This is a genomic window from Streptosporangium sp. NPDC006930, from assembly GCF_040635605.1.
GTDB lineage: Bacteria > Actinomycetota > Actinomycetes > Streptosporangiales > Streptosporangiaceae > Streptosporangium.
The window spans coordinates 112,181-136,781 of record NZ_JBEYID010000002.1 but is presented as its reverse complement, the minus strand read 5'-3'; the positions used below and the strand labels follow the sequence as shown (position 1 = coordinate 136,781).

Below are 24,601 nucleotides of genomic sequence, written 5' to 3'. Positions count from 1 at the left end.
CGAGAAGGCAGGCTTGAGGATACCTGCCAGTTCATACGGAGGTGGTTACCGATGCTGCTGACGTCGATCGACCCGTTCATCCAGGAGTTCGACCGCCAGTTCGACCGGCTCGCGCGTCAGGCCCTGGGGTCGGGTGATGGGGCCGCGCGGGTGGCCATGCCGCTCGACGGGGTCCGCCGCAAGGACGACGTCCTCCTGAAGTTCGACCTCCCGGGCATCGACCCCGACACCATCGAGGTGACCGTCGACCGCGGGGTGCTCTCGGTGAGCGCCGGCCGCGAGGAGGAGTACGGGGAGGATGACCGCCTGTTCGTCCGCGAGCGCCCGATGGGCACCTTCACCCGCCGCGTCTACCTGTCCGAGCACCTCGACAGCGACAAGGTCGACGCCGCCTACTCCAACGGCGTCCTGGCGGTGCGCATCCCGGTCATCGAGCGGGCCAAGCCCCGCAAGGTCGCGATCCAGAAGGCCGAGAGCGCGGCCGACCAGAAGTCGATCAAGGCGTGAGGTCCAGGATCTGACCGCAGAACCTCCTCGGGGTGGGTGCCGGTTCCGGCACCCACCCCGCGCGTTTCCCGTCCCGTCCCCTCCCGGGGAACCATCCACGAACCCCACGACCCCGTAAGGGAACCCCACGACCCCGCAAGGGAAAGGAGCGGTGATGGCCCGGTTACCCTTCGACGACGAGCACGCCCCGCTGTACTCCGTCGGCCAGGTCGCCGACATGCTCGAGGTCGAGCAGGCGTTCCTGCGCAGGCTCGACGAGCACGACGTGGTCAGTCCCGCACGCTCCACCGGCGGCCAGCGGCGCTACACCCGCCACGAGATCGGCGACCTGCAGGACGCCATCCGGCTCGTCGGCGAGGGGATGAGCCTCGCCGCCGTGCGCCGGATCTTCACCCTGCAGCAGCAGGTCCGCGACCTGCAGGAGGAGCTGGCCAGGGAGCGTGCCGCCCGGCAGGAGGAGCGCTCCACCGAGCGGTAGGACGGGAGGAGCCGGCCAGAGGGCGTGCCGCCCGAGGAGAGGAGCGCTTCGCCGAGCGGCAGGGGCGGCAGGTTCCGCTCAGCCCTTGATGGCGCCGATGATGACCCCCTTGGTGAAGTGCCGCTGGACGAACGGGTAGAGGAACAGCACCGGCAGCAGCGCGAGGACGACGATGGCCATCTGGATGGCCAGGCTCGGCGGTGGTGACTGCCCGGCGATGGTGCCGACGCCGGTCTGTCCGACGATCAGCGACTGGCCCTGGAGGACGTACTGCCGCAGCACCACCTGCAGCGGCCACTTGGCGTTGTCGTTGAGATAGAGGACGGCGTTGAAGAACGAGTTCCAGTAGCCGACCGCGTAGAACATGCCGATGACGGCGGTGACGCCCTTCGACATGGGCAGCACGATCGTCCGCAGGATGCGGAACTCGCTCGCGCCGTCGATGCGGGCGCTGTCGGTCACCTCGTCGGGGATGTTCATGAAGAACGCCCGCATCACCACCAGGTTGAACGCGGTGACCGCGCCCGGCAGGATGAGCGACCAGTAGGTGTCGATCAGTCCCAGCGAGCTCACCAGCAGATAGTTGGGGATCAGCCCCGGTCCGAACAGGAAGGTGAGCAGGACCAGGAACAGCATGGGCCGGTGCAGCAGCGAGCCGGGCCGCGACAGGCCGTAGGCGGCGAGCACGGTGACGGTGAGGCTGATCGCGGTGCCGACGAGGGTGACGCCGAGGCTCACCATCACCGACCTGGTCACCACGCCGCCCGCGAAGAGCTCCTCGTACGCGGCGAAGGAAAGCCCGTTCGGCACGGTGACCAGGCCTCCGGCCTCCGTCACCGCATCCTGGGTGGACAGGCTGGTCAGCACGACCATGTAGATCGGGAAGAGCACGCACGCGACGATGAGCGTGAGGACGAACCCCTTGAGGAGCCCGCCGGCGCGGCTGGGCCGCTCGGCCCAGGGGGGAAGAGTCGTCATGATCGTTTGTAGATTCCCTGCTCGCCGAATCGGTGGGCGACCTTGTTGGCCACCAGGATCAGCACCAGCCCCACCAGGCCCTTCACCAGGCCGGCCGCCGCGCCGTAGCTCCACTCGCCGGTGAGCAGCGTGCGCCAGTACACGAACGTGTCCAGCACCTCGGCGGCCTCCCTGCCGACCGCGTCGCGCTGCAGGAAGAACTGCTCGAAGCCGACGTTCAGTGCCTCGCCGAGGCGCAGGATGAGCAACAGCACGATGACCGGGCGCAGGCCGGGCAGGGTGATGTGCCACAGCCGTCGCCAGCGGCTCGCGCCGTCGACGGCGGCGGCCTCGTAGAGGTTCTGGTTGATGGCGGCGAGCGCGGCGAGGAAGATGATCGTTCCCCAGCCGGCGTCCTTCCAGACCGTCTCCGCCGTCACCAGCACGATGAACGTATCCGGATTTGTCATGAGATCGATGCCGTCGTACCCATGGTCCCGCAGCGTCTGCGCGAGCAGGCCCGCGCCTCCGAACATCTGCTGGAACAGCGTGACCACCAGCACCCACGAGAAGAAGTGCGGCATGTAGACGATGCTCTGGATGAACAGCCGCAGCCGGGGCCGCACCACGCTGTCCAGGAGCACGGCGAGCAGGATCGGTATGGGGAAGTAGAAGACCAGCTGGAACGTGGTGATCGTGAGGGTGTTGATCGTCGCGTCCCAGAAGCTCGCGTCGAACATCAGCCAGTGGAAGTTGGCGAACCCCACCCACGGACTGTCCCCGATGCCCACGTACGGCGAGTAGTCCTGGAACGCGATCACGTTGCCGAGCAGCGGGACATAGTGGAACAGGATGAGCAGCCCGATGGCGGGAAGGGCCATCAGCAGTAGCTGCCAGTCACGTTTCAGACGCGAGATGAAGGGTTGTGGGCGCGCCCGGCTTGTCCTCGGACCCCTTTTGCGGACATCCTTGGAGGTGCCGGCGCCGGCGGGTGAGGTCAGGTCACCCGCCGGCCCGGTTCCTCCGCCGTCCTCGGGGGTGGTCCTAAGCACGGCCGTTGTCCCGCAGGACCTTCATGTAGAACTCGCGGGCCTCGTCCCCGCCGTCCCGCCGCCACTCCGTGACGATCTGCTTGGCGTCGCTCACCGGCCGCCGGCCGCGCATGATGTCGGTGAACTTGTCCTCGGTGGGAACCCGCAGCCCGGAGAACTTCGACGGCATCTGGATCCTGATCCCGTCGAACGGCCCCTTCTCCAGATACTGGAAGCTCGCGTTCTGCCACTCCATGTTGAGCTTGACGGCGTCGGGGAAGGCCCAGTCCACGTACAGCGGGCGCCCAGCGAGGAAGCCGTAGGTGTAGGCGACCTCCTTGCGGCCGAGGTCGGTCGCCTCGGGGATGCCCTTCGCGTCCCGCTTGAAGTGCTTGCCCTCCACCCCGAAGTTGGAGAGCTCGTACTCCTTGGTCCCGTACGGCGCCGCGCACCAGTTGAGGATGGAAATGATCTCCTCCACCCGCTCCTTCGGCAGGCCCTTCTTGACGAAGGTGAAGAGGTTCGCCGCGTTGTTGTGGTACATCAGCGGGGTGCCGCCGTCGTGGGCGAAGAGCGGGAAGACGCCCAGGCTGAAGTCGGGGTTCCTGCCGCGGTGCTGCTGCAGGAGTTCCTTCCAGCCGCCCAGCCCGTCGCGGTAGATCAGGATCTGCCCGCTCCCCATCAGCTCCTTCTCGTTGGCGCCCTTGCTGCCGACGACGCTCGGGTGGACCAGCCCCTCCTTGAAGACCTTCCGCATGAACTCCAGCATCGGCTCGAACTCGGGGGTCTCGTACTTGTGGACGAGCTTGCCGCCCTCGTACCGCCACTCCTGCGGGATGCGGAAGGTCGGCCACATCATCTCGTGGATGCTGCCGAACGCCCAGCGCTTGGCCTTGGCGTCGGTGATCTCCTTGCCGAGCTCGAACAGCTCGTCGGCGGTCTTGGGGTTGGCGTTCCAGCCGTTCTTGTCGAACAGGTCCTTGCGGTAGAGCAGTGCGAGGGGATACGGCTCGGTCGGGAACGGCACCGCCATGAGCTTGTCGTTCCAGACCGACCACTGCCACGCGGCGGTCGGCAGGTTGGCCAGCAGTTGGTAGGGCTTGACCTTGTCGCCCTGCAGGTAGGGGGTGAGGTCCTCGAAGGCCTTGTCGACGGCGGTGTTGAAGTCCGCCATCTTGTCGATCTCCCAGCTGGGGATGCACATGATCTCCGGGATGTCCCCGGCGGCGAGCCTGGCGATGACCTTGTCGACGTAGACGGTGCCGTCGGCGATCTGGAACTCCACGGTTGCGCCGATGTCGGCGTTGACGGCCTGGAAGTAGGAGTTGCTCGCCAGACCGGGGGGCGGCGGGCCCCACAGCGGGGTCATCGCCTTGTAGGTGCCGCCCTTGCCCGCCTTCTGGGTGAGTGCGGGGGTGGGGGTGGCCGGGTAGGAGGTGAAGCCGCCGCTGACGTCGGGTACGCCGGGAAGGGTGGAGATCGTGCCGGGGATGTCGGGCTTGAGGCCGGGGAAGGCGGTGTAGGTGGGGGTGAGGGACGTGAGCTTGTCCGCTGCGGCGGCCGTGGCGCCTCCGCTGCCGGGCCGGGGGCCGCTCGGCGCGGAGCACGCGCTCAGCAGGCCACCTCCCGCGGTCATCGCGGCGGTGAGCCCTACCAGTCCGAGGAATCCGCGGCGGCTGGTCAACGCGCCCTGGGGGAGATCGTTCACGGGGCGCTCCCTTCGTTGGTTCGTGGTGGATCGGGGGGTGTCGTGGAGGATGGCTCCGGGGTAGAATTAGTTCGTCTTTCGACCAAACAAATTAGTCGAGGGTGGCCGCCGCCACAAGGGACCGCCGATCGCGGGGCACCGGGGAGCGGTCACGGATTGGTGAACGATGGGGCATGATGGGGCCAGCCTGGCCGAGCGGGAGCGGGACTCACCTTGATCACATCTACGACTGACCCGCGGCCGGCGGACTTCGCCGACGTGCGGGCCACCAACCTCGCCGTCGTGCTGAGGTTCGTACGCGGGAACGCGCCGTGCTCGCGGGCCGACATCGCGGCGTCCACCGGTCTCAACAAGGCGACCGTGTCGAGCCTGGTCGCCGATCTGATCGACCGCCGGCTCGTCAGGGAGACCGGCCTGACGGAGAACCGCGTCGGCCGCCCCGCCACGATGCTCGTGCTCGACGGCTCGCCGTACGCGGCGATCGGCATCGAGGTGAACGTCGACTACGTCACCGCGGTCGCGGTGGACCTGTCGGGGGAGAAGCTGCTGTCCTGGCGCAGGTCATTTCCCGGCGCGGCCGGTACGGCGGGCCAGGCGATGGCCACCGTCGCCGGAATCGTCCGCCGGGTGGTGAGCCGGATGGCGAAGGAGGAGCGCCAGGTTCTGGGGCTCACCGTGGGCGTGCCCGGACTGATCGGCACCGACGGCGCCGTGCGCGTCGCGCCCAACCTCGGCTGGCGTGACGCCGACCTCTGCGGCGACCTCACCAAGGCCCTGCGCGACCCGGGCTTCCCCGTACAGGTCGACAACGACGCCAACCTCGCGGCCCTGGCCGAGCACCGCTTCGGCCCGCACGCGGGGACGGCGAACCTGGTCTACCTCACCGGCGAGATCGGGGTCGGGGCCGGGATCATCCTCGACGGGCGGCTGCGCCGCGGGGGCCGGGGATACGGCGGCGAGATCGGCCACATCCAGATCGACCCCCTCGGCGCCGAGTGCCGCTGCGGGCGCCTGGGCTGCCTGGAGGCCGTCGCCGGGATCGGTGCCGTGCTGGAACACGCCGCGATCTCGCCCGCCGAGGTCGAGACCGAACTCGAAGAGGTGGCGCGACTGGCCCGCGTGGGCGACGAGCGCACGCTCGCCGTCCTGAGCACCGTGGGTCACAACCTCGGCAAGGGCGTGGCCCTGCTGGCCAACCTGCTCAACCCCGAGGTGGTCATCCTGGGCGGCTACTACGTGCCGCTCGCGCCGTGGCTGCTGCCCGCGGTGGAGGCGGAGATCGCGGGACGCACGATCGCGCCGGACGCCGGGGGCTGCCGGGTCGTGGCCTCCACGCTCGGGTACGGGGCGGCCGCGCTGGGGGGCGCCGCCCGGGTGCTCGACTCCGTGGACTCCGGCCACCTGCCGCGGGTCTCGTGACCCGCGTGGGGCCGGGGGAGCGCCCCGGCCGGACCGGAGGACCCGCGGGTCTCGTGATCCGCGTCAGGGTGGAGGTCCCGTTGGATTCATGCTGTTTTCAGGGGATCCCCTGACCCGGATCCGGGGATTTCCGGTCGTCGGCAGGCGTTCTTTCGATCCGGATGCGGGTGGATTCAGGTCGTTTGCCGGGTAACTCTTGACCTCTGCCGCACAGGAGTGCACCCTTCAGGGAAGCTCCGTTCGAAACACGCGCGCAACGAACACCGGGGCGCGCGGGTGGCGGCGGAGTTTTCCCGGACCGATTATCGAAGCGCTTCGACTGAGGCGCTCTTCCACGCCGGAAAGTCGAAGCGCTTCGACGCTCTCAAAGGGATGGTCCCCGATGAACGAACCGTTCCGTGACCCGGAACTCCCCCTCGCGCGGCGGATCGCGGACCTGCGGGGCAGGCTCACCCTGGAGGAGAAGGTCGGGCTGCTGCACCAGTACCAGCAGCCGGTGACGCGCCTGGGGGTCGGCCCGTTCCGCACCGGCACCGAGGCGCTGCACGGCCTCGCCTGGCTCGGTCCGGCGACGGTGTTCCCGCAGGCGATCGGGCTGGCGAGCACCTGGGACCCCGAGCTTGTCCGGCGGGTCGGGGAGGCCACGAGCGACGAGGTCCTCGCCTTCCACCACAAGGATCCGGCCGGGGCGGGACTCAACGTCTGGGCTCCGGTCGTCAACCCGCTGCGCGACCCCCGCTGGGGCCGCAACGAGGAGGGCTACTCCGAGGACCCGTGGCTGACCGGCCTCATGGCGACGGCGTACGCCTCCGGCCTTCGTGGGAGCGATCCCACGGTGCTGAAGACCGCGCCCACCCTGAAGCACTTCCTCGGCTACAACAACGAGACCGACCGCTGCGTCACCTCCAGCGAACTGCCGCCCCGGGTGCTGCGCGAGTACGAGCTCCCGGCCTACCGGCCCGCGCTGGAGAGCGGCGCCGCGGTCGCCGTGATGCCCTCCTACAACCTGGTCAACGGCCGCCCCGCCCACCTCAGCCCGCTGATCGAGGAGGTGCTGCGGGCATGGGCGCCCGACGACATCCTCGTCGTCAGCGACGCGTACGCGCCGGGCAACCTCACCGGCGCGCAGGGGTACCACGACGACCTGCCTGAGGCGTACGCCCACGCGATCAGGGCCGGGCTTGACAGCTTCACCCAGGACGACGACCGTTCCGAGGCCACCCTCGGCCACATCCGCGCCGCGCTGGAGCGCGGCCTGCTCACCGAGGAGGACGTCGACGCCGCCGTACGGCACGCGCTGTCCATCCGCTTCCGGCTGGGCGAGTTCGACCCCTCCACCCCGTACGACGACATCGACGAGGCGGTCGTCAACTGCCCCGAGCACCAGAGCCTCGCCCGCGAGGCCGCCAGGCGCTCGATCGTGCTGCTGCGCAACGACGGTCTCCTGCCGTTCGACGCCTCGGTGCGCAGGATCGCGGTCATCGGCCAGCTCGGCGACACGCTCATGGAGGACTGGTACTCGGGGACCCTCCCGTACGCCGTCACCGCCCGCGCCGGGCTCGCCGAGCGGTGCGAGACCGTCTTCTGCGAGGCCGTGGACCGGATCACCATCTCGGTGGACGGCGGCGCGGAAGGGACGAACGGCCGCCCCGTCGTCGCTGTCGTCGCCGACCCCGACGGCGGGCCGCTCGGAACGGGTGGCGAGCCCGACCTGTTCGACCTGTTCGACTGGGGCGGCGGCTGCTACGCCCTGCGGGCCGTGACGACCGGCCGCCACCTGTCCGTCGACGAGGAGGGAGTGCTGGTCAACGACCAGCCGGGTCCCAACGGCTGGGAGGTGCGCCAGACCTTCCGCACCGAGGACCGCCCCCGAGGCGCGCTCGCGCTCCGGCACATCTCCACCGGCCGCTACCTCGCCTTCGACGGCGAGGTCTTCCGTCTCGCCGACGACGCCGACGCCGCGGCCTGGCTCACCGTGGAGCGGGTCGTGAGCGGTGCCGAGGCCGCCGCCGCGCTCGCCGCGACCGCGGACGTGGCCGTGGTGGTCGTCGGCGACCACCCCCTGGTCAACGGCAGGGAGACCGAGGACCGCCTCGACCTCGCGCTGCCCGCCGCGCAGCAGGCCGTGGTGAGGGCGGTGCGCGAGGCGAATCCGAGAACCGTGATGGTGATCAGCAGCGGCTACCCGGTGAGCTGGGACGGCGACGACCCGCCCGCGGTGCTGTGGTCCTCGCACGGGGGCCAGGAGTACGGCCACGCGCTGGCCGAGGTGCTGTTCGGCGACGTCGACCCCGAGGGGAGGCTCACCCAGACCTGGTACCGCTCGGCGAGCGAGCTGCCCGACCTGCTCGACTACGACATCATCGCCACCGACGCGACCTACCAGTACTTCAGGGGGACCCCGCTCTACCCCTTCGGGCACGGCCTCGGCTACACCACCTTCGAGTACGCCGACCTGGCCGTCTCGGTGGAGGGCGGCAGGCTCACCGCCTCGGTCACCGTCACCAACACCGGCTCCCGCGAGGGGGTGGAGGTCGTCCAGATCTACACCCGCCAGCGGCGCTCCCGGGTCAAGCAGGCGCTGCGCCGCCTGCGCGGCTTCGTCAAGGTACGTCTCGCCCCCGGTGAGAGCACCCGGGTCGACTGGGAGTTCGACATCGCGGAACTGGCCTTCTGGGACGTCACCAGGGGCCGGTTCGTCGTCGAGGACGCACCCCACAAGGTCATGGTCGGTGGCTCCGCGCGGGACATCCGGCTGTGCGCCCCCTTCCACGTGGACGGCGAGCGGATCCCGCCGCGCGACGCCTTCGCGGGCCCGATCGCCGCCGTGGACCACGACGAGTACGACTCGGTGGCGTTCGTGGACGCGGCCAGGGTCTCGGGTGACGCCGTACGGTCCGCCACCGAGGGCGCGTGGATCGTGTTCCGCTCGGTCGACCTGGGGGAGGGGGCCGCGTCCTGCTCGGCCACCGCGACCAGCGCCGAGGGCGGCGTGCTCACCCTGCGCCTGGACGACCCCCTCTACGGGCCCGTCGTCGGCGACCTCCCCGTTCCCCGCGCGGGCCGCTACGACCTCGCCGAGATACGCGCCGGGCTTGCGGAGGCCGGAGGAGTCCACGATCTTTATGTGGTGTTCGAGAACGCGGGGATCACCCTCGCCTCCCTGAGCTTCGGCGCGGTCACGTGAGCGGGCGGGCGGTGACGATCAGCGAGGTCGCCAGGCACGCCGGGGTGGCCGTGAGCACGGTGTCGTACGTGCTCAGCGGGAAGCGCGCGATCTCGGCCGACACCCGGCGCCGGGTGCTCGACAGCGTGCGGGTCCTCGGATACCACCCCAACGCCGGTGCGAGGGCCCTGGCCAGCAAGCGGGCCAACGTCATCGCGCTGGTGCTGCCCCTTCGGGCGGGCGTGCACGTCCCGGTGCTGATGCAGTTCGCCACCTCGGTGGTCACCGCCGCGCGCAGGTACGACCACGACGTGCTGCTGCTCACCGCCGACGAGGGCTCCGACGGGCTGCGCAGGGCGGCGGCGAGCGCGCTGGTCGACGGGCTGGTCGTGATGGACGTGGAGCTTCACGACAGCCGGGTACCGCTGCTCAGGGAGCTCGCGGAACCCAGCGTGCTGATCGGCTTCCCCGCCGACTCGGCCGGCCTCACCTGCGTCGACCTCGACTTCGCGCGGGCGGGTGCGCTCTGCGTGGAGCACCTGGCCGAGCGCGGGCACCGGGAGGTCGCGCTGCTCGGCGCCCCCTCGGTCGTCTACGACCGGGGCACCGGCTTCGCCCGCCGCACCAGGGAGGGTTTCGTCGCGGCCGTGGGCGAGACCGGCCTGACCGGGGTGGCCCTGCCGTGCGAGGAGAACTTCGACCAGGTCTCCACCACGATCGCCGAGCTCCTCGACAGCAGGCCGGGCCTGTCCGGGCTGGTCGTGCACAACGAGGCCGCGGTCGGTCACGTGCTGGGGGCGCTGCGTCAGTACGGCAGGCGGGTGCCCGACGACGTCGCCGTGGTGGCGATCTGCCCCGACGACATCGCGGAACGCTCCAGTCCGCCGCTCACCTCGGTGCTGATCCCGGCCGAGGAGGTGGGCCGTCAGGCGGTCCGGCTGCTCATGGAGAAACTCGAAGGCCGTGCCGTCCCCGACGGTACCCTGCTCCAGCCGAGGCTCACCGTCCGCGACAGCACCTGAGGCGCTTTGCGTCGAGGTTCTCGCCGTCCACAACGGCTCTTGAGGCGCCCAACCCGGTGGGCCTCCCGCCAGGTTTTCCCGGCGGACCCCCTGCTTCCTCTCAACGGCGACGGGCGCGTTCCCTCCAAGGGAAACGCGCCCGTCGGTGCTGCGTTCGTACTGTCCTACCTGTTCTGCTTCTGCCGGGTGTTCCGCGCGGAACGACTACCAGTCGCCGCCACCGAAGTCGCCGCCACCGAAGTCGCCTCCGCCGCCGAAGTCACCCCAGCCCCCACCGCCGAAGTCACCGCCGCCGCCGAAGTCGGTGGCACCCCCGCTCTCGCCGCCGCCGTAGCCGCCGTAGCCGTAGCCGCCGAAGCCGCCGCTCATCATGCTGCCGATCATCGTGCCGACCAGCATGCCGGTCATGACGTCGCCGAAGCCGCCGTAGTAGCCCTGGGCGTAGGGCTGGTAGGCCGGTCCCGCGTCGTAGTACGGGCGGCGCTGACCGTTGACCATGACCTCGCGCGCCTGCGGCTCGAAGCCGCGATCGACGGCCTCGGCGTCGGCCGCGCAGGCGGGCACGTCGCGCAGCGCGCCGCCGGGCGGGGCCCAGCGCACGTCGCGGACGGAGGGACCGTGCTGCGGGTTGAAGAAGCACGGGGAGCGTCGCTCGGGCAGCGGCTGGTTGTTGACGCGCGCCTTCACGCAGGCGAGGGCGTAGCGGCCCTCCTCCAGCGCGGTGGTCACGCCACGGAGCTCGTCGGGGCGGTTGACCGCCGCGAGCTCCAGCTTGGCCCGCTCGTAGGAGTCGAGGGCGCGCTGCCAGTCCTGCTGGTGGTCGGCGCCGTCGTTGAGCAGCTTGACGTCGGTGTCGAGGTCGGTGATCTCCTCACCGAACTTGGTGACGTCCTCGTCCACGGTCTGCTTGACCGCGGCCAGCTCGGCGGCCTCGCGCTCCTCGCGCTGCTTCTTCTTCTTGCGGGAGTAGAAGAAGATGCCCGCGCCACCGGCGAGGGCGAGCACCAGGATGCCGACCAGCACGCCCGTGCTGGAGCCGCCGGAAGAGCTGGAGGAACCGGAGGAGCCGGACGGGGCACCGGCGCCGACGGCCGCCTCGTCGGCCAGCTTGATGAAGTTGATCACGTTGTCGGTCGGGCTGGAGGCGGTCTTGGCCCGCCCGAGCAGCTCGTCGACGTCGACACCCTTGATGTTGGTGACGCCGAACGGCGTGGTGCCGCTCATCACCAGGACGGTGGACTTGGAACCGACGCCCTTGAGGATCGAGCTCAGCAAAGTCCTCGCCTGGGACTGGCTGCTGATCGAGCCCTTCGGCAGCAGCGCCACGTAGACGGAGGAAGTCTGGTCGGCCGCGCCGCGCATGGCGTCCACGGCATCGGCGGGCAGGCCCGCCGCGGGGTCGGCGTAGAAGTTGTCCCCGTCCTTCAGCTCAGAGACGATCGCACTGGGGTCTGGCGCCGCGGCGTGGGCCGCCGGGGCGATCATGGACATGGCCAGTAGCCCGACGAACAATGCCATGATCATGGCACCGAAACGACCTGGCGCGGCTTTTATGATGGTCACGGCAGAAAGCCTCCTTCGTCCTGAAGACGAATGAGTGGACGACAGAGTTCCCTACCCCTCGACCGTATCCCCTCCAGGCCAGGGTCAGGCGTCTCCCGTCCACCTCGGTAGGGGATCGTCACACTGCCCCTATCGGCCCGGCCCCCGTCCTCGCCCGGTTGGGCCCGGTAAGCGCACGCCCCCGGCCCGGCGCGCATTCGCGGGGGCCTTTTGCCCGCTTGCCCGCCCTCGCCTTCCCCGCTCCGCCGGAGACCGTGGCCTCACTGAACCGGGACTCGCCGAACCGTGGCCCGCGGGCGCGCTCAGGTGTCCTTGATCTCGCAGATCGTGGCGCCGGAGGAGATGGTCTGGCCGACCGACGCCGCCAGACCCGTGACGGTGCCCGCCTTGTGGGCGGCGAGCGGCTGCTCCATCTTCATCGCCTCAAGCACGACGATCGTGTCACCGGCCGCGACGGTGTCGCCGTCGGCGACGACGATCTTGACGATCGTGCCCTGCATCGGGCTGATCAGGGAGTCGCCGCTCGCGGCCTTTCCCGCCACCCCGCCGCCGCTCCGGCGCGGCGCCTTCGAGGCCGCGCGGCCCGCCCCCGCGGCGTTGCCGACGGCGAATCCCGAGGGCAGCACCACCTCGAGCCGCTTGCCGCCCACCTCGACGGTGATCCGCTCCCGCTCGCCCGGCTCCCCGGCCGTGCCCCGCTCTCCCTCGTACGGCGGGATCACGGTGTCGAACTCGGTCTCGATCCACCGGGTGTGCACCGAGAACGGCTCGCCCGTGAACGCGGGGTCGTCCACCACGGCCCGGTGAAAGGGCAGCACGGTCGGCATGCCGTCGATCTCGAACTCCGCCAGGGCCCTGCGCGAGCGCTCCAGGGCCTGCCTCCGGGTCGCCCCGGTCACGATCAGCTTGGCGACCAGCGAGTCGAAGGACTGCGGGACGGTCATGCCCGCCTCGTAACCGGCGTCCAGGCGCACCCCGGGACCCGAGGGGGCGCTCATGCTCGTGATCGTGCCGGGGGCGGGCAGGAAGCCGCGCCCGGCGTCCTCTGCGTTGACGCGGAACTCGATCGAGTGGCCGCGCGACACGGGGTCGCCGTAGCCGAGCTCCTCACCGTCGGCGATGCGGAACATCTCCCGCACGAGATCGATGCCCGCGACCTCCTCGGTCACCGGGTGCTCGACCTGCAGACGGGTGTTGACCTCCAGGAAGGAGATCGTGCCGTCCTGACCCACCAGGAACTCGCACGTGCCGGCGCCGACGTAACCCGCTTCGCGCAGGATCGCCTTGGAGCTGGTGTAGAGCAGGTCGAGTTGCTCGGGCGACAGGAAAGGGGCCGGTGCCTCCTCGACCAGCTTCTGGTGGCGGCGCTGCAGCGAGCAGTCGCGGGTGGACACCACGACCACGGTGCCGTGGGCGTCGGCGAGGCACTGGGTCTCCACGTGCCGGGGCCGGTCCAGGTAGCGCTCGACGAAGCACTCGCCCCTGCCGAAGGCGGTGACGGCCTCGCGGACCGCGCTGTCGTACAGGTCGGGGATCTCCTCCAGGGTGCGCGCGACCTTCAGCCCGCGCCCGCCGCCGCCGTACGCGGCCTTGATCGCGATCGGCAGGCCGTGTTCGGTCGCGAAGGCGACGACCTCCTCGCTCCCCGAGACCGGATCCCTGGTGCCCGCCACGAGCGGTGCGCCGACCTTCTGGGCGATGTGACGGGCCTGCACCTTGTCGCCGAGCGCGGTGATCGCGGCCGGCGGCGGGCCGATCCAGGTCAGCCCAGCGTCGATCACGGCCTGGGCGAAGGCGGCGTTCTCGGCGAGGAAGCCGTAGCCGGGGTGCACGGCGTCGGCTCCGGCCTCGGCGGCGACGCCCAGTAGCTTGCCGACGTCGAGGTAGGTCTCCGCGGGAGTCTCGCCGCCGAGCGCGCGGGCCTCGTCCGCGACCCGGACATGGAGCGCGTCCAGATCCTGGTCGGAGTAGACGGCGACGCTGGCCAGCCCGGCGTCCCTACAGGCACGGGCGATCCGTACGGCGATCTCACCACGGTTGGCGATCAGGACCTTGTGCACCGACGTCGTTCCCTTCAGTACGTGCCAGTACGTGCGGAGGAGAGGACTGGCGGGCCTTCAACGGAGTGTAGGCGTCGCCTGACGGCGAGGGTCGGGTGGGTCCCGCAGTCCTGGTCCTGCCCCCGGGGCCCGTTTCCGATATCGCCCCTGAACCTGCTCTCAGCCCCGGCCCCGGTCTCGACCCTGGTCGCGGCCCTGGTCCCGGCCGTGGTCGCGGTCCTCGTCCCGGTCTCGGCCCCGGCCGGGTCGCGGAGGAGCCCCGTCCGGCCGCTCCGGAGGTCCCACCCTTCACCGCGATCTCGGATAACCGTCCTATAGCCCTCTGAATTACGAAAAATCACGGCAATGGAGAACGTTTAGCCTCTCGGTCACCGAGGGAACGTCCATAGCCGCTTGGCATAACCCGGCCACCTCTGTGATCCTTACGCCTATCGTGATTTCGTTTGGCGACTGACTCTCCCCGACACCGATCCTAAGGAGACTGGCATGAGCCAGAACTTGCTCGGCGGCAATCCCGCGGAAATGCAGCAGATGGCCACCCAGTTCACCCAGCAGGCCGACCAGGTGAGGGCCACCGTGGCCGCCCTCGACCGGGAGGCCGCGAAGGTCGGCACCGCCTGGACGGGGCCCGGTGCCCAGCGTTTCAGCGAGGCCTGGCAGAACTACCGCGCCGCTTTCCAGCGCATGTCCGAGGAGCTGTCCGAGGCTTCCCGGGTCATCAACACCTACCGTGGCAATATCGAGTCCGCCACGCGCTAGAAAACGGCCCGCCGAAATGCCCCGTCCCTCAAGGGAAGGGGCATTTCCGCATTGACGCACTGACAGCGGAGAGGGCGCCGACACGGTGGCCTCCCGTGCGACGACGAACCGTCGGATGACGGCGGCCTCTCATGTGACGGCGGCCTGGATGGGGGTGACCGAGCCCAGGGTCACGAGCAGGCCGCGGCCGGGAGGGCCGCCGACCGCGCCGCGGGGCAGGCGGACGGTGAACAGGTCGCCGTCGGCGGGACTCTGGACCGCGAGCAGCAGGCCCGTCCTGCCCTTGCGGGCCTCGGCCGCGAACCCCCGGTAGGCGGTGGTCAGGTCGCCGGTGGTGCCGCCGATGAGCAGGCCGTGCTCGCCGTCCCTGCCGCTGCGCAGCACCTGTTCCAGCGCGGCCCCCAGGGGGGAGTCGGGGGAGATCAGCTCGGCGTCGTCGACGATCACGACGTAGCGGTCCTGCCCCGCGACGGCCTCGTGCAGGTCGCCGCCCGAGTCCAGCACGGCCAGCACGCCGGGGGTGTCCACCAGCGTGCACAGAGGGCTGCGCCGAGGGGTGACGAGGACCGCGGGGGTGCCGTGGGAGAGCAGCGAGTGGGTGGCGGTCAGCAAGGCCGTCGACCTACCCGACCTGGGCGGACCCGCGACGACCGCCGCCGGGCCGTGGGCGAGCAGGTCGACGCCGAGCGGTGCCAGCGAGTCGCCTCCCGCGCCGAGCAGCGCCCACAGCGGTGAGGGAGGCCGGAAGGAGGGCGCGAGGTCCAGGACCTGCGCGGCGGTGACGCGCATCGGCAGCGCGTCCACCCGCATCGGCGGCTCCGCGGTGATCTTCGGCGCCGAGCGGGCCAGAGCCTGGAGCGTGGCGACCTGCGCCGGTCCCGAGGGGTCGTCGCACAGCAGCGCGATCTGGCTCTCGATCGTGCCGTGCTCGCCGGTGGACAGCGCACGGCCCGGCGCGAGGGTCGCCGGCAGGTCCTTGACGGACAGCCCGGCCAGGCCGTAGTCGGTGGGATCGGCGAGCCGCAGGATCAGCCGGTCTTCGAAGACCGTGGAGATCTGCCCGATCAGCGCCGACCTGTCGCCGGTCACCACGGCCCGCAGTCCCACCGCGGGGCCTTCGCGCAGCAGCTGCATCAGCGACTCGATCAGCCGCCCGTAGTCGTACGCCTCGAACGCGGCGACGAACCCCTCCCACCGGTCGAGCATCAGGACCAGCCAAGGAAGCCGCGGCCCGTCCTCGGCGGCGCGCAACTCGGCCAGCGAGGCGTACCCGGCCTCGGCGAGGAGCTGCTGGCGCCGCCCCACCTCCGCGCGGAGCCTGGCCAGCAGCCGCTCCACCCGGTCGAGCTGGTCGCGGGTCACCACCGCCCCGCAGTGCGGCATCGCCACCAGGGGCAGCAGCGACCCCGAGCCGCAGTCGATCGCGTGCAGGTGGACGTCGTCGGGGGAGGCTCCGGCGGCGATCGCCCCGGCCAGCGTGCGCAGCGCGGTGGAGCGACCGCTGCGCGCGGCGCCCGCGACGAGCAGGTGCCCCCCGTGGGCGAGGTCGAGCGCGAGCGCGCGCCGGTCCTGTGCCCAGGGCAGGTCGGTGATCCCGAAGGCGAGCGGCGGCACCTCCTCGGCCCCCGCCCGGTACGGCAGAGCGCGGGGCGCGTCATCGGGAAGCACGGGCGTCGCGGGAAGGACGGGGACGGTCACGAGGTCGGGGAGCGGTTCGAGCCAGGGACTCGGCTGCTCGGCGACCCCGTCCAGGCGGGCCGCCTCGACCAGGGCGTCGACGAGCAGGGAGAGGTCGGTGACGTGGCCGCTCTCGGCCCCGGCGTGGACCGGCCTGGGCTGTCCCAGGGCCTGCCAGCCGACCTCCGTCACCCGTACCCTCACCTCGCCGCCGGAGGCGCCGGGACTCCGGCCGCCGATCCGCGCGGTCTGCACGGACGTCGCCGCTCCCGCGCCCGACTTCACGTAGCAGCGGCCGGGCGCGGACTTGGGGATGTACGAGGCGTCGGGGCGGCCGATGACGTCGGCCGACTCCGACGTCTCGGTGACCCGCAGGGCGATCCGCAGGGAGGTGTTGGCCTGGATGTCGGCGGTCACCACACCGCCGGGCCGCTGGGTGGCGAGGATGAGATGGATGCCCAGCGAGCGTCCCCGCCTGGCGATGTCGACCAGCCCGGTCATGAAGTCGGGCAGCTCGCTCACCATGGCCGCGAACTCGTCGATGACCAGCACCAGCCGGGGCAGCGGCGGCGGGGGCTCCAAAGACGCAGAGGTCGCCGAGGCGGCTGTGCGCCCGCGCAGTGGCCTGACCTGCGGGCCGCCTCCGGCGACGAGCAGGTCGCGGGAGGCGCGGGCGGTGCGGGTGTCGCGCAGCTCGTGGTAGTCCTCGATGTCCTTCGCCCCTGCGGCCAGCAGCAGGCGCTCGCGGCGGCGGATCTCCGCGGCGAGCGAGGCGAGGGCTCGCTGGGTGAGGTGGCCGTCGAGGTCGCTCACCATGCCGACGGTGTGCGGCAACCGCACGCACTCCTTGAACGCGGCGCCGCCCTTGTAGTCGATGAGCACGAACGTCATCTCGTCCGGCCGGTTCGCCACCGCGAGCGAGGAGATCAGGGTCTGCAGCAGCTCCGACTTGCCCGCGCCCGTGGTGCCCGCGATGAGCGCGTGCGGCCCGTCCCTGCGCAGGTCGACGGAGAACGGCCCCTCGGGGCCCACGCCCACCACGGCCTCGGTGGCCCGTCCCCAGCGCCCGGTCAGGGCCGCGCCGGAGAGCGAGGGCAGCTCCAGCAGGTCCAGCAGCCGCGCGGAGTCCGGCAGGGCGAGTCCGGCGTCGTCGCGGCTGACGTCGCGGATCGGCGCCATCGAGCGGGCCAGCCTGTCGCACCAGGCGGACGTCACCTGGTCGGCGAGGATCTCACCGAGGTCGTCCAGGCCGCCGCCGCGCAGCCGCACCGTGCCGTCGGCCTCCACGGCGGCGACGGTGGCGCACTCCTCGGGCAGCAGCCGCTGGTCGCCGTCGACGGCCAGGGTGTGGACGCCCGCCCTGGGACCCTGGCGCAGCACCTGGGGCATGCCGGGCAGGGCGCGCAGCGCCTGCGCGCCGTCGAGCACGACCAGCACGTCGTAGGGACGCTCGTCGTAGACGGGGGCGGCGTACGGCTGATCGGCACCGGTGCCCGCGGCTCCGCCCAGATCGCCCCAGCCGCTCGGGATACGGCCCAGTTTGGCCGCGGGACCCGCGGCGGCGTCGTCACCGAGGCGCTCGTCGATCAGCGCGGCGAGCTCGCTCACCCGGCGGGCCGCGCTTTCCGGGTCGGCGCCGACCAGGGCCACGCAGTCCTCGCCTCCGCGCGGGGCGCAGTGCGGCAGCCAGCGGACCCAGTTCCAGCGTTCCTCGCCGTCGCCGTGCGCGGACAGGACGACGATCGCCAGGTCGCGGGGGCTGTGCAGGGTGGCTGCCTGGCCGACCAGCCAGCGCGCCACCCCCGCCGTCGTGTTCCTCGGCCCGGTGAGGCCGGCGACGCCCAGGCGGCGCATGGCCAGCGCCACCGGTACCGCCTGGCAGGTGGGCGGCGCGGGCAGTGGGGCGTCGGCCGGTGCGGAGCGCTCGGGGGTGAACTCCAGATCGGCGGGGAGGTCGGCGAGGCCGATCCGCAGCCGCAGCGCGTCGGGGTCGTGGTCGCGCCGCTCCCAGAGCCGCCGCCGGGGGCCGGTCACGGTGAGCAGCACCTCGGCGGGGTCGGGCGCGGCGGCGCGGCGGGCGGTCTCGTCGTCGGCGCGCGCCCGCTCCACGGCCGCCTCGAAGACCTCAAGCCGCTGCTTGTACTCCTTGAGCTGCTGGCGGTACTGCTTGCGACCGTGCCGCCTGTCGCTCCACCACTGGCCGATCATGATCAGTGGCGTCATGAACGCGAACAGCAGGAAGTACGGCGATTTGAGGGCGATGGCGAGGCCCACTCCCAGCGCGGCGGGCAGGAACGCGGTGAGCAGCTGCAGCCGCATCGTCTCCGCCCGCCTGGGCTCGGCCGGGACCTCGAAGCGCCGCGCGCCGCCCGGCGGCCGGAACCTGGGCGGCCGGTTGTAGGCGAGCCCGCCGTCGGGTTGCGCGTCCAGGTGGGCGTCGGGCGGCTCCACCGCCTTGAGGGTGAGCACGGTGCCGCCGCAGCTCAGCAGGGCGTGTTCCGGCCAGGGCAGCGGGCCTTCCAGGGGGTCGTGGCCCAGCAGGGGTGCCGTGCCCTCCCCGGGTTCCACGGTGATGGCGTCCGGGGTGAGCCGTACCACCGCGGCCCGCGCGGGCAGCCTGGGGTCGGCCACGGCGACCGAGCAGGCGGGGTCGGAGCCGATGGTGTGCACGCCCAGGCTGAGGCGGTGCACGGAGCCCGCGGCGGGCCCGCCGACCACCCGGATCTCCACGATCCCGCCGGGCTCCTCGGCGAGGGTGGCCACCGCGAGGGAGCGGTCGAGGGTGACGAGGTCGCCGTCGCGGAGCAGGCCGAGCGCGGGGGCGGCGGGGTCGAGGGGGCGGCCGTCCATCCACAGCGTCGGGGGCTCGGCCCCGGCGGAGTCGCGATCCAGCCCGTACGGGGCCTTGCTGCGCGTCAGCCGCACCACGTTGCTCGGTCGCTCGCCGCCCTGGCCCGCCAGGGACTCCGCGAGCCGTGCCACCGTGGTCGTCTCGTCGCCCTCGACCACGACATCGCGGTCGGCGTGCTCGCTGAGCACGGTGAGCATGATCCGCATCGCCGCTCTCCTCGGGTCAGGCCGCGGGTCCACCGTACAGAGTGAAAACCATCCCGGTGGGAGTGTTCGCGGCAATGTCGTGACTCACCACCGGTATGTGGAAAACGGGAAAACCTGTGGATAACCATCTGGGGATGATGACCGGTTATACCGTCTCAAGTGGGCATTTGTCGCCGTGGAGGCTTCGTGGCGGTGACCTGCTCGTGATGCGGGGCTGTGGAAAACCTGTTCGGAGAACCGGGGGGAAGTCGCGCGCTCCGCTCCGGATCCGGAAACCGGCGGCATCCCCTTCCGGGGCGGGCATGCCGGGCACGGGAATGAGGGGTGAAAAAGCTGGGGTGATTGGTACGAGAGTTAATTACCGTCCATATCACCCGGATAAGCCTCCCGTCAGCTAGCCAAACGGACATCTTCTTCTGAAGTGGCGTTGACAGAGGTGTTCCTATCAAACGAGCATGGGTCCTGGCTTTTGTCCGACAGCCCGTCCGCATGGTGCGCATAATGGCGTAAATTCGACCAGTAGTTCCCCATATTTTTGAGCACTCTGGGAGTCCCCCTACCCATGAGGACCAGTGAGAAGCCAACGGGCCGCGTCCCGGTGAACGCCGAGCGTCAGACCTCGGCGGGCGCCCTGTCCGGTCCGGCGTCGCGCAAGCTTCCCGTGCCCCCACGCGAGCGCAAACCCGCCCTCGCAGCCCTCGCCGTCCTCCTCATCCTGGGCGGCGCCCTCGCCACCACGCTGCTCGTCCTGCGCAGCGGCGACCGCGTCTCGGCGATCGCCGTCTCCCAGCAGATCGGCGCCGGACAGCCCTTCACCGAGGCGATGCTCAAGGAGGTCCAGATCGCCGACACCGGCATCGGCTACGTGGCCTGGTCCCAGCGCGCCCGCGTCACCGAGAACTTCGCCCGCGTCACCCTCCTGCCCGGCACGCTCCTCACCCGCGACATGGTGGTCTCCTCCAGCAGGGAGCTCGGCCCGGGCAAGGCCCAGGTCGGCCTCGCGCTCAAACCCGGCCAGACGCCGGGCACGTTGGAGCGCGGAGACCGGGTCCAGGTCGTCCACGTGCCGAGCAAGGGCGGCGGCGCCGACAGGGAGAGCCGGGTGCTGGCGCAGAGCGCCCTCGTCCACCAGATCGGCACGCCGGGCAGGACAGGGGCGAACGGCCTGGTCACCATCATCGTGGACAGCTCCGTCTCACCACAGATCGTCGCGTACGCCTCCGCGGGTGAGATCGCCCTCGCCGAGCTGCCGGGAGCGCGCTGACGTGGCGCTCATCGTGCTGGCCGCCGACAAGGGCGCGCCCGGCGTGACCACGGCGGCCACCGCGCTCGGCGCGATCTGGCCGCGTCCGGTGCTGCTCGCCGAGTGCGACCCGGCGGGCGGCGACCTCGCCTACCGCCTGCCCGCCGCCGACGGCGGCGTGCTCAACCCCGCGCGCGGCCTGCTCACCCTGGGGGCCACGGCCCGCAGGGGCCTGCACCCCGGCCAGATCCACGAGCACACCCAGAAGATCGTCGGTGGTCTGGACGTGCTGGCCGGGCTCACCCACGGTGAGCAGGCGTCCGGGCTGACCTGGCTCTGGGGTCCGCTCGGCCGGGCGCTGGCCACGCTGCCCGACGCCGACGTGCTCGCCGACTGCGGGCGTCTCGGCGGACACCCGCAGCTCGCCGAGCTGACCGGTGAGGCCGCGCTGGTGGTGCTGTTCACGAGGGCGAGCCTCGACCACGTCGCCCACCTGCGCGAACGCCTGCAGATCATGCCGCGCGAGCCCCAGGTGGGCGTGGTGGTGATCGCCGACCCCCGCCAGTACCGCACGACCATCGACGAGGTGCGCCGGATCGTCGCGGGCACCGGCAGGCACGTCGCCTTCGTGAGCGGGCTCGCGCACGACCCCAAGGGCGCCGAGCTGCTGCGCGGCCAGTGGGGCGGACGTCTGGACCGCTCCCTGCTGATCCGCACCGCCAGGGAGCTGGGCGGACGTCTCGACGCCCAGCTCCGCGCCCAGGAGTCGGCGGAGTCGGCCTTCCGCGCACGGGAGCAGGCCGCACGCTCGCCGGTCGAGCCGTCGAGCGGAGCGAGGCCGTGACCATCGACCACACGCTGGTGAAGCGTTTCCGGCAGGACGTCGGCGACAGGCTCGCCCACCAGCGCCGCCTCGACCAGGCGAGCGGCCTGCCACCGATGAGCGGCGAGGACGAGCGCCAGTTCGCCCGCGCACTGATCGCCCAGATCCTCGAGGAGTTCGCCCGCGGCGAGATCGGCGTCGGCAGGACGCCGCCCACCGCCGAGGAGGAGGAGGCGCTGGCCGCGGGGATCCACGCGGCCCTGTTCGGCGTCGGCCGCCTCCAGCCGCTGCTCGACGACCCCGAGGTCGAGAACATCGATATCAACGGCTGCGACCGGGTGTTCGTCGGCTACGCCGACGGCCAGGAGCTCATGCGCGAGCCGGTGGCCGAGTCCGACGAGGAGCTGGTCGAGCTGATCCAGATCCTCGCCGCCTACAGCGGCCTGTCCAGCAGGCCGTTCGACACCGCCAACCCCCAGCTCGACCTGCGCCTGCCCGACGGCTCCCGACTCTCGGCCGTGATGGACGTGACGGTGCGCCCGTCCATCTCCATCCGCCGTTCCCGGCTGGGCAAGGTGTTTCTCAGCGACCTCGTGGGAAACGGCAGCCTCACCCCCGAGCTGGGGCGGTTCCTCTCGGCCGCGGTGGCGGCGAGGAAGAACATCATGATCTCCGGTTCGACGAACGCGGGGAAGACGACCCTGTTGCGCGCGCTCGCCAACGAGATCCCGCCGTCCGAGCGCCTCATCACCGTCGAACGCGCGCTGGAACTCGGCCTCGACCAGTTTCCCGAGCTGCACCCCAACGTGGTCGCCTTCGAGCAAAGGCTCCCCAACTCCGAGGGCCAGGGCGAGATCACCATGGCGGAGCTGGTCCGCCGCTCCCTGCGCATGAACCCCTCCAGGGTGATCGTCGGTGAGGTCCTCGGCGACGAGATCGTCACCATGCTCAACGCGATGACCCAGGGCAACGACGGCTCGCTGTCGACCATCCACGCCAACTCCTCGATGGAGGTCTTCAACCGCATCGCCACCTACGCCCTCCAGGCCTCGGAGCGCCTGCCGATCGAGGCCACCCACATGCTCATCGCCGGCGCGATCGACTTCGTGGTGTTCATCGAGAAGCGCAACGACTACGCGGTGGGCGGCAGGCTGCGCCGTTTCGTGTCGAGCGTGCGCGAGGTGGCGGGGGTGGACGGGCGGGTGCTCTCCTCCGAGGTGTTCGCGAGGGCGCCCGACGGCCGGGTGATACCGCACGCCCCGCTGTCGTGCCTTGAGGAGCTCGCCCACTTCGGCTACGACCCGGGAGGCTGGACATGACGTCCCTGCCTCCGGGCCTGTTCGACCCCCTGGTGCTGCTCTCCGGCCTCGCGCTCGGCGCCGGGCTCTTCCTGCTCTTCCTCTCCCTGTACGGGGTGCCCGTCCGGCCGGCCACCCCCGGCAGGTCGGCGGGCAGGCGCGAGTTCCTGCGCGCGCTGTCCACCCGGTCGGCGGTGGGGGTCATCGCCGGGGTGCTCGTGCTCGTGGTGACCGGGTGGCCGGTCATGGCGGTGGGAGCCGTGCTCCTCGCCCTGGCCTGGCGCGGCCTGTCCGGCGGCGCCGCGGAGGAACGCACCGCGATGCGGCGGCTGGAGGCCCTGGCGGCCTGGACCGAGTCGCTCCGCGACACCATCGCCGGGGCGTCCGGGCTGGAACAGGCGATCCCGTCCTCGATCCGGGCGGCCGCCCCCACCCTGCGCCCGCACCTGCGGTCCATGGTCGACCGCCTGCACACCAGGATGGCGCTGCCCGACGCGCTCAGGCTCTTCGCCGACGAGCTCGACGACCCCTCCGCCGACCTGGTCGTGGCCGCCCTCATCCTCAACTCCAAGCTGCGCGGCCCCGGCCTGCGCGACGTACTCGGCGCGCTGGCCGTGTCGGCCCGCGAGGAGCTCGACATGCGCCGCCGGGTCGAGGCCGAGCGCCGCTCCACCCGCCGCAGCGTGCAGATCGTGGTCGGTACGGCCCTCGCCTTCGCCGTCATGCTCGTCGTGTTCAACCCCTCCTACGTCGAGGAGTACGACAACACGCTCGGCCAGGCGGTGCTCGTGGTGGTCGCCGGATTCTTCGGCGCCGGGTTCGCCTGGATGCGCCGCCTGGCCCGCTTCGACAAGCCCGCCCGCCTGCTCGGCCTGCCCTCCGGAGGCGAGGTGCGCGATGACTGAGGCGCTGCTCGCGGGATCGGTGCTCGGGATGGGCCTGTTCCTGCTGCTGCGGGCGCTGTTTCCCGCCCGCCCCGGGCTGGTGACGCGCCTGATGGCGCTCGACGCCGCCAGGGAGGGCACCGACGCGCCCCGGGCGCGGCTCATCCTGCCCGACGAGGAGGTGAGCGCGTTCCGGCGCGGCCTGGGGGAGCGGATGGCCCGCTTCTACGCCGCGCGGGGCTGGGAGGCCCGCTCGGCGAGGGCCGACCTCGCGCTGCTCGGCAGGTCGTTCGAGGGCTTCCTCGCCACCAAGGTGCTGCTCGCGGTCTCCGGGCTGCTGGCGTTCCCGCTGCTGGTCGGCTGGCTGGTGCTGATGGGGTGGGGCCTGTCCCTCACCGTTCCGCTGTGGGCGGCGCTCGTGGTCGCCGGGGTCTTCTTCGTCCTGCCCGATCTGCAGGTCAAGCGGGACGCCGCGCGGATGCGCCGCGACTTCCGGCACGTCGTCGGCTCCTTCCTCGACCTCGTCGCGATGAACCTGGCGGGCGGGCGAGGGGTTCCCGAGGCGTTGATGATGGCGGTCTCGGTGGGCAGCCCCGGACCCGACGAGGACGGGGCCAACTGGGCGATGTCCCGTATCCGCGAGGCGCTCGGCAACGCCAGGATCGTCGGCATCACCCCCTGGCAGGCCCTCGGCCAGCTCGGTGACGAGATCAACGTCGACGAGCTGCGCGACCTGTCCGCCGCCCTCGGGCTGGTCGCCGACGACGGCGCCAAGGTCCGTACCTCCCTCACCGCCCGCGCCGCGACCATGCGGCGCCGAGAGCTCGCCGAGATCGAGGGGCAGGCGGGTGAGCGCTCCCAGTCGATGCTCGTCGCCCAGCTCCTGCTCTGCGCGGGTTTTGTGATCTTTCTGAGTTTCCCGGCCGCTATGAAGATGTTGGGGTCCTGA

Annotated in this window: 17 protein-coding genes; 11 read left to right on the top strand and 6 right to left on the bottom strand. The window is 71.4% G+C overall.

Going from position 1 to position 24,601, the window contains the following annotated elements; translation table 11 throughout:
• Positions 1-51: 51 nt before the first annotated feature.
• Together ABZ664_RS03920 and ABZ664_RS03915 are read left to right on the top strand one after the other, a co-directional pair.
• Positions 52-507: an Hsp20/alpha crystallin family protein gene (locus ABZ664_RS03920; RefSeq protein WP_362502559.1), complete on the top strand. Its 456-nt coding sequence runs from the start codon at positions 52-54 to the stop codon at positions 505-507.
• 154 nt (positions 508-661) lie between these two features.
• Positions 662-985 (top strand): MerR family transcriptional regulator, encoded by a 324-nt coding sequence (locus ABZ664_RS03915; protein ID WP_362502556.1) that lies wholly within the window; start codon positions 662-664, stop codon positions 983-985.
• 78 nt (positions 986-1,063) lie between these two features.
• On the opposite strand, the gene ABZ664_RS03910 is transcribed toward ABZ664_RS03915, so the two are convergent.
• The 3 genes from ABZ664_RS03910 to ABZ664_RS03900 are packed head-to-tail and all read right to left on the bottom strand — an operon-like array spanning position 1,064 to position 4,681.
• A complete protein-coding gene (locus ABZ664_RS03910; protein ID WP_362502553.1) occupies positions 1,064-1,963 on the bottom strand; it encodes a carbohydrate ABC transporter permease in 900 nt (299 codons plus the stop codon).
• A complete protein-coding gene (locus tag ABZ664_RS03905) occupies positions 1,960-2,943 on the bottom strand; it encodes an ABC transporter permease subunit (protein WP_362503911.1) in 984 nt (327 codons plus the stop codon). The genes ABZ664_RS03910 and ABZ664_RS03905 overlap by 4 nt, the downstream gene beginning before the upstream one ends.
• Positions 2,944-2,986: 43 nt before the next feature.
• Positions 2,987-4,681 carry an extracellular solute-binding protein gene (locus ABZ664_RS03900; protein ID WP_362502550.1) on the bottom strand — a complete coding sequence of 565 codons (1,695 nt, stop codon included), beginning with the start codon at positions 4,679-4,681 and terminating at the stop codon, positions 2,987-2,989.
• A gap of 213 nt (positions 4,682-4,894) precedes the next feature.
• Between ABZ664_RS03900 and ABZ664_RS03895 the strand changes: the two genes are divergently transcribed.
• The 3 genes from ABZ664_RS03895 (at position 4,895) to ABZ664_RS03885 (ending at position 10,288) form a co-directional block, all read left to right on the top strand.
• Entirely contained in the window at positions 4,895-6,100 is a 1,206-nt protein-coding gene (locus ABZ664_RS03895; protein ID WP_362502547.1) for an ROK family transcriptional regulator, read from the top strand.
• 382 nt (positions 6,101-6,482) lie between these two features.
• Positions 6,483-9,287, top strand: a complete 2,805-nt coding sequence (locus ABZ664_RS03890; RefSeq protein ID WP_362502544.1) for a glycoside hydrolase family 3 C-terminal domain-containing protein — start codon at positions 6,483-6,485, stop codon at positions 9,285-9,287.
• Positions 9,288-9,298: 11 nt separating this feature from the next.
• Positions 9,299-10,288: a LacI family DNA-binding transcriptional regulator gene (locus ABZ664_RS03885; RefSeq protein WP_362502541.1), complete on the top strand. Its 990-nt coding sequence runs from the start codon at positions 9,299-9,301 to the stop codon at positions 10,286-10,288.
• Between the two features lie 204 nt (positions 10,289-10,492).
• On the opposite strand, the gene ABZ664_RS03880 is transcribed toward ABZ664_RS03885, so the two are convergent.
• Both ABZ664_RS03880 and ABZ664_RS03875 read right to left on the bottom strand, forming a co-directional pair.
• The gene (locus ABZ664_RS03880; RefSeq protein ID WP_362502538.1) at positions 10,493-11,851 is read right to left on the bottom strand and encodes a hypothetical protein; all 1,359 of its coding nucleotides are present in this window, start codon (positions 11,849-11,851) and stop codon (positions 10,493-10,495) included.
• 302 nt (positions 11,852-12,153) lie between these two features.
• Positions 12,154-13,911 (bottom strand): biotin carboxylase N-terminal domain-containing protein, encoded by a 1,758-nt coding sequence (locus ABZ664_RS03875; RefSeq protein WP_362502535.1) that lies wholly within the window; start codon positions 13,909-13,911, stop codon positions 12,154-12,156.
• Between the two features lie 486 nt (positions 13,912-14,397).
• Between ABZ664_RS03875 and ABZ664_RS03870 the strand changes: the two genes are divergently transcribed.
• On the top strand, positions 14,398-14,670 hold the full coding sequence (locus tag ABZ664_RS03870; protein ID WP_350946392.1) for a WXG100 family type VII secretion target: 273 nt from the start codon (positions 14,398-14,400) through the stop codon (positions 14,668-14,670).
• 129 nt (positions 14,671-14,799) lie between these two features.
• Here ABZ664_RS03870 and ABZ664_RS03865 read toward each other — a convergent pair whose 3' ends face one another.
• Complete coding sequence (locus tag ABZ664_RS03865; RefSeq protein WP_362502532.1) at positions 14,800-19,404, bottom strand: FtsK/SpoIIIE domain-containing protein; 4,605 nt, start codon at positions 19,402-19,404, stop codon at positions 14,800-14,802.
• A gap of 562 nt (positions 19,405-19,966) precedes the next feature.
• On the opposite strand from ABZ664_RS03865, the gene ABZ664_RS03860 reads away from it, so the two are divergent.
• The 5 genes from ABZ664_RS03860 to ABZ664_RS03840 are packed head-to-tail and all read left to right on the top strand — an operon-like array spanning position 19,967 to position 24,601.
• Positions 19,967-20,668 carry a hypothetical protein gene (locus ABZ664_RS03860; RefSeq protein ID WP_362502529.1) on the top strand — a complete coding sequence of 234 codons (702 nt, stop codon included), beginning with the start codon at positions 19,967-19,969 and terminating at the stop codon, positions 20,666-20,668.
• Position 20,669: 1 nt separating this feature from the next.
• Entirely contained in the window at positions 20,670-21,491 is an 822-nt protein-coding gene (locus ABZ664_RS03855; RefSeq protein WP_362502526.1) for a hypothetical protein, read from the top strand.
• The gene (locus ABZ664_RS03850) at positions 21,488-22,789 is read left to right on the top strand and encodes an ATPase, T2SS/T4P/T4SS family (protein ID WP_362502523.1); all 1,302 of its coding nucleotides are present in this window, start codon (positions 21,488-21,490) and stop codon (positions 22,787-22,789) included. The genes ABZ664_RS03855 and ABZ664_RS03850 overlap by 4 nt, the downstream gene beginning before the upstream one ends.
• Positions 22,786-23,673 carry a type II secretion system F family protein gene (locus tag ABZ664_RS03845; protein WP_350946397.1) on the top strand — a complete coding sequence of 296 codons (888 nt, stop codon included), beginning with the start codon at positions 22,786-22,788 and terminating at the stop codon, positions 23,671-23,673. Before ABZ664_RS03850 ends, ABZ664_RS03845 begins: the two co-directional genes overlap by 4 nt.
• Positions 23,666-24,601, top strand: a complete 936-nt coding sequence (locus tag ABZ664_RS03840) for a type II secretion system protein (protein WP_362502520.1) — start codon at positions 23,666-23,668, stop codon at positions 24,599-24,601. Before ABZ664_RS03845 ends, ABZ664_RS03840 begins: the two co-directional genes overlap by 8 nt.

Coding starts and splice junctions, on each gene's coding strand:
- ABZ664_RS03915 (WP_362502556.1), top strand. CDS start 662: ATGGCCCGGTTACCCTTCGACGACGAGCACGCCCCGCTGTACTCCGTC.
- ABZ664_RS03865 (WP_362502532.1), bottom strand. CDS start 19,404: ATGCGGATCATGCTCACCGTGCTCAGCGAGCACGCCGACCGCGATGTC.
- ABZ664_RS03870 (WP_350946392.1), top strand. CDS start 14,398: ATGAGCCAGAACTTGCTCGGCGGCAATCCCGCGGAAATGCAGCAGATG.
- ABZ664_RS03860 (WP_362502529.1), top strand. CDS start 19,967: ATGAGGACCAGTGAGAAGCCAACGGGCCGCGTCCCGGTGAACGCCGAG.
- ABZ664_RS03890 (WP_362502544.1), top strand. CDS start 6,483: ATGAACGAACCGTTCCGTGACCCGGAACTCCCCCTCGCGCGGCGGATC.
- ABZ664_RS03910 (WP_362502553.1), bottom strand. CDS start 1,963: ATGACGACTCTTCCCCCCTGGGCCGAGCGGCCCAGCCGCGCCGGCGGG.
- ABZ664_RS03840 (WP_362502520.1), top strand. CDS start 23,666: ATGACTGAGGCGCTGCTCGCGGGATCGGTGCTCGGGATGGGCCTGTTC.
- ABZ664_RS03845 (WP_350946397.1), top strand. CDS start 22,786: ATGACGTCCCTGCCTCCGGGCCTGTTCGACCCCCTGGTGCTGCTCTCC.
- ABZ664_RS03920 (WP_362502559.1), top strand. CDS start 52: ATGCTGCTGACGTCGATCGACCCGTTCATCCAGGAGTTCGACCGCCAG.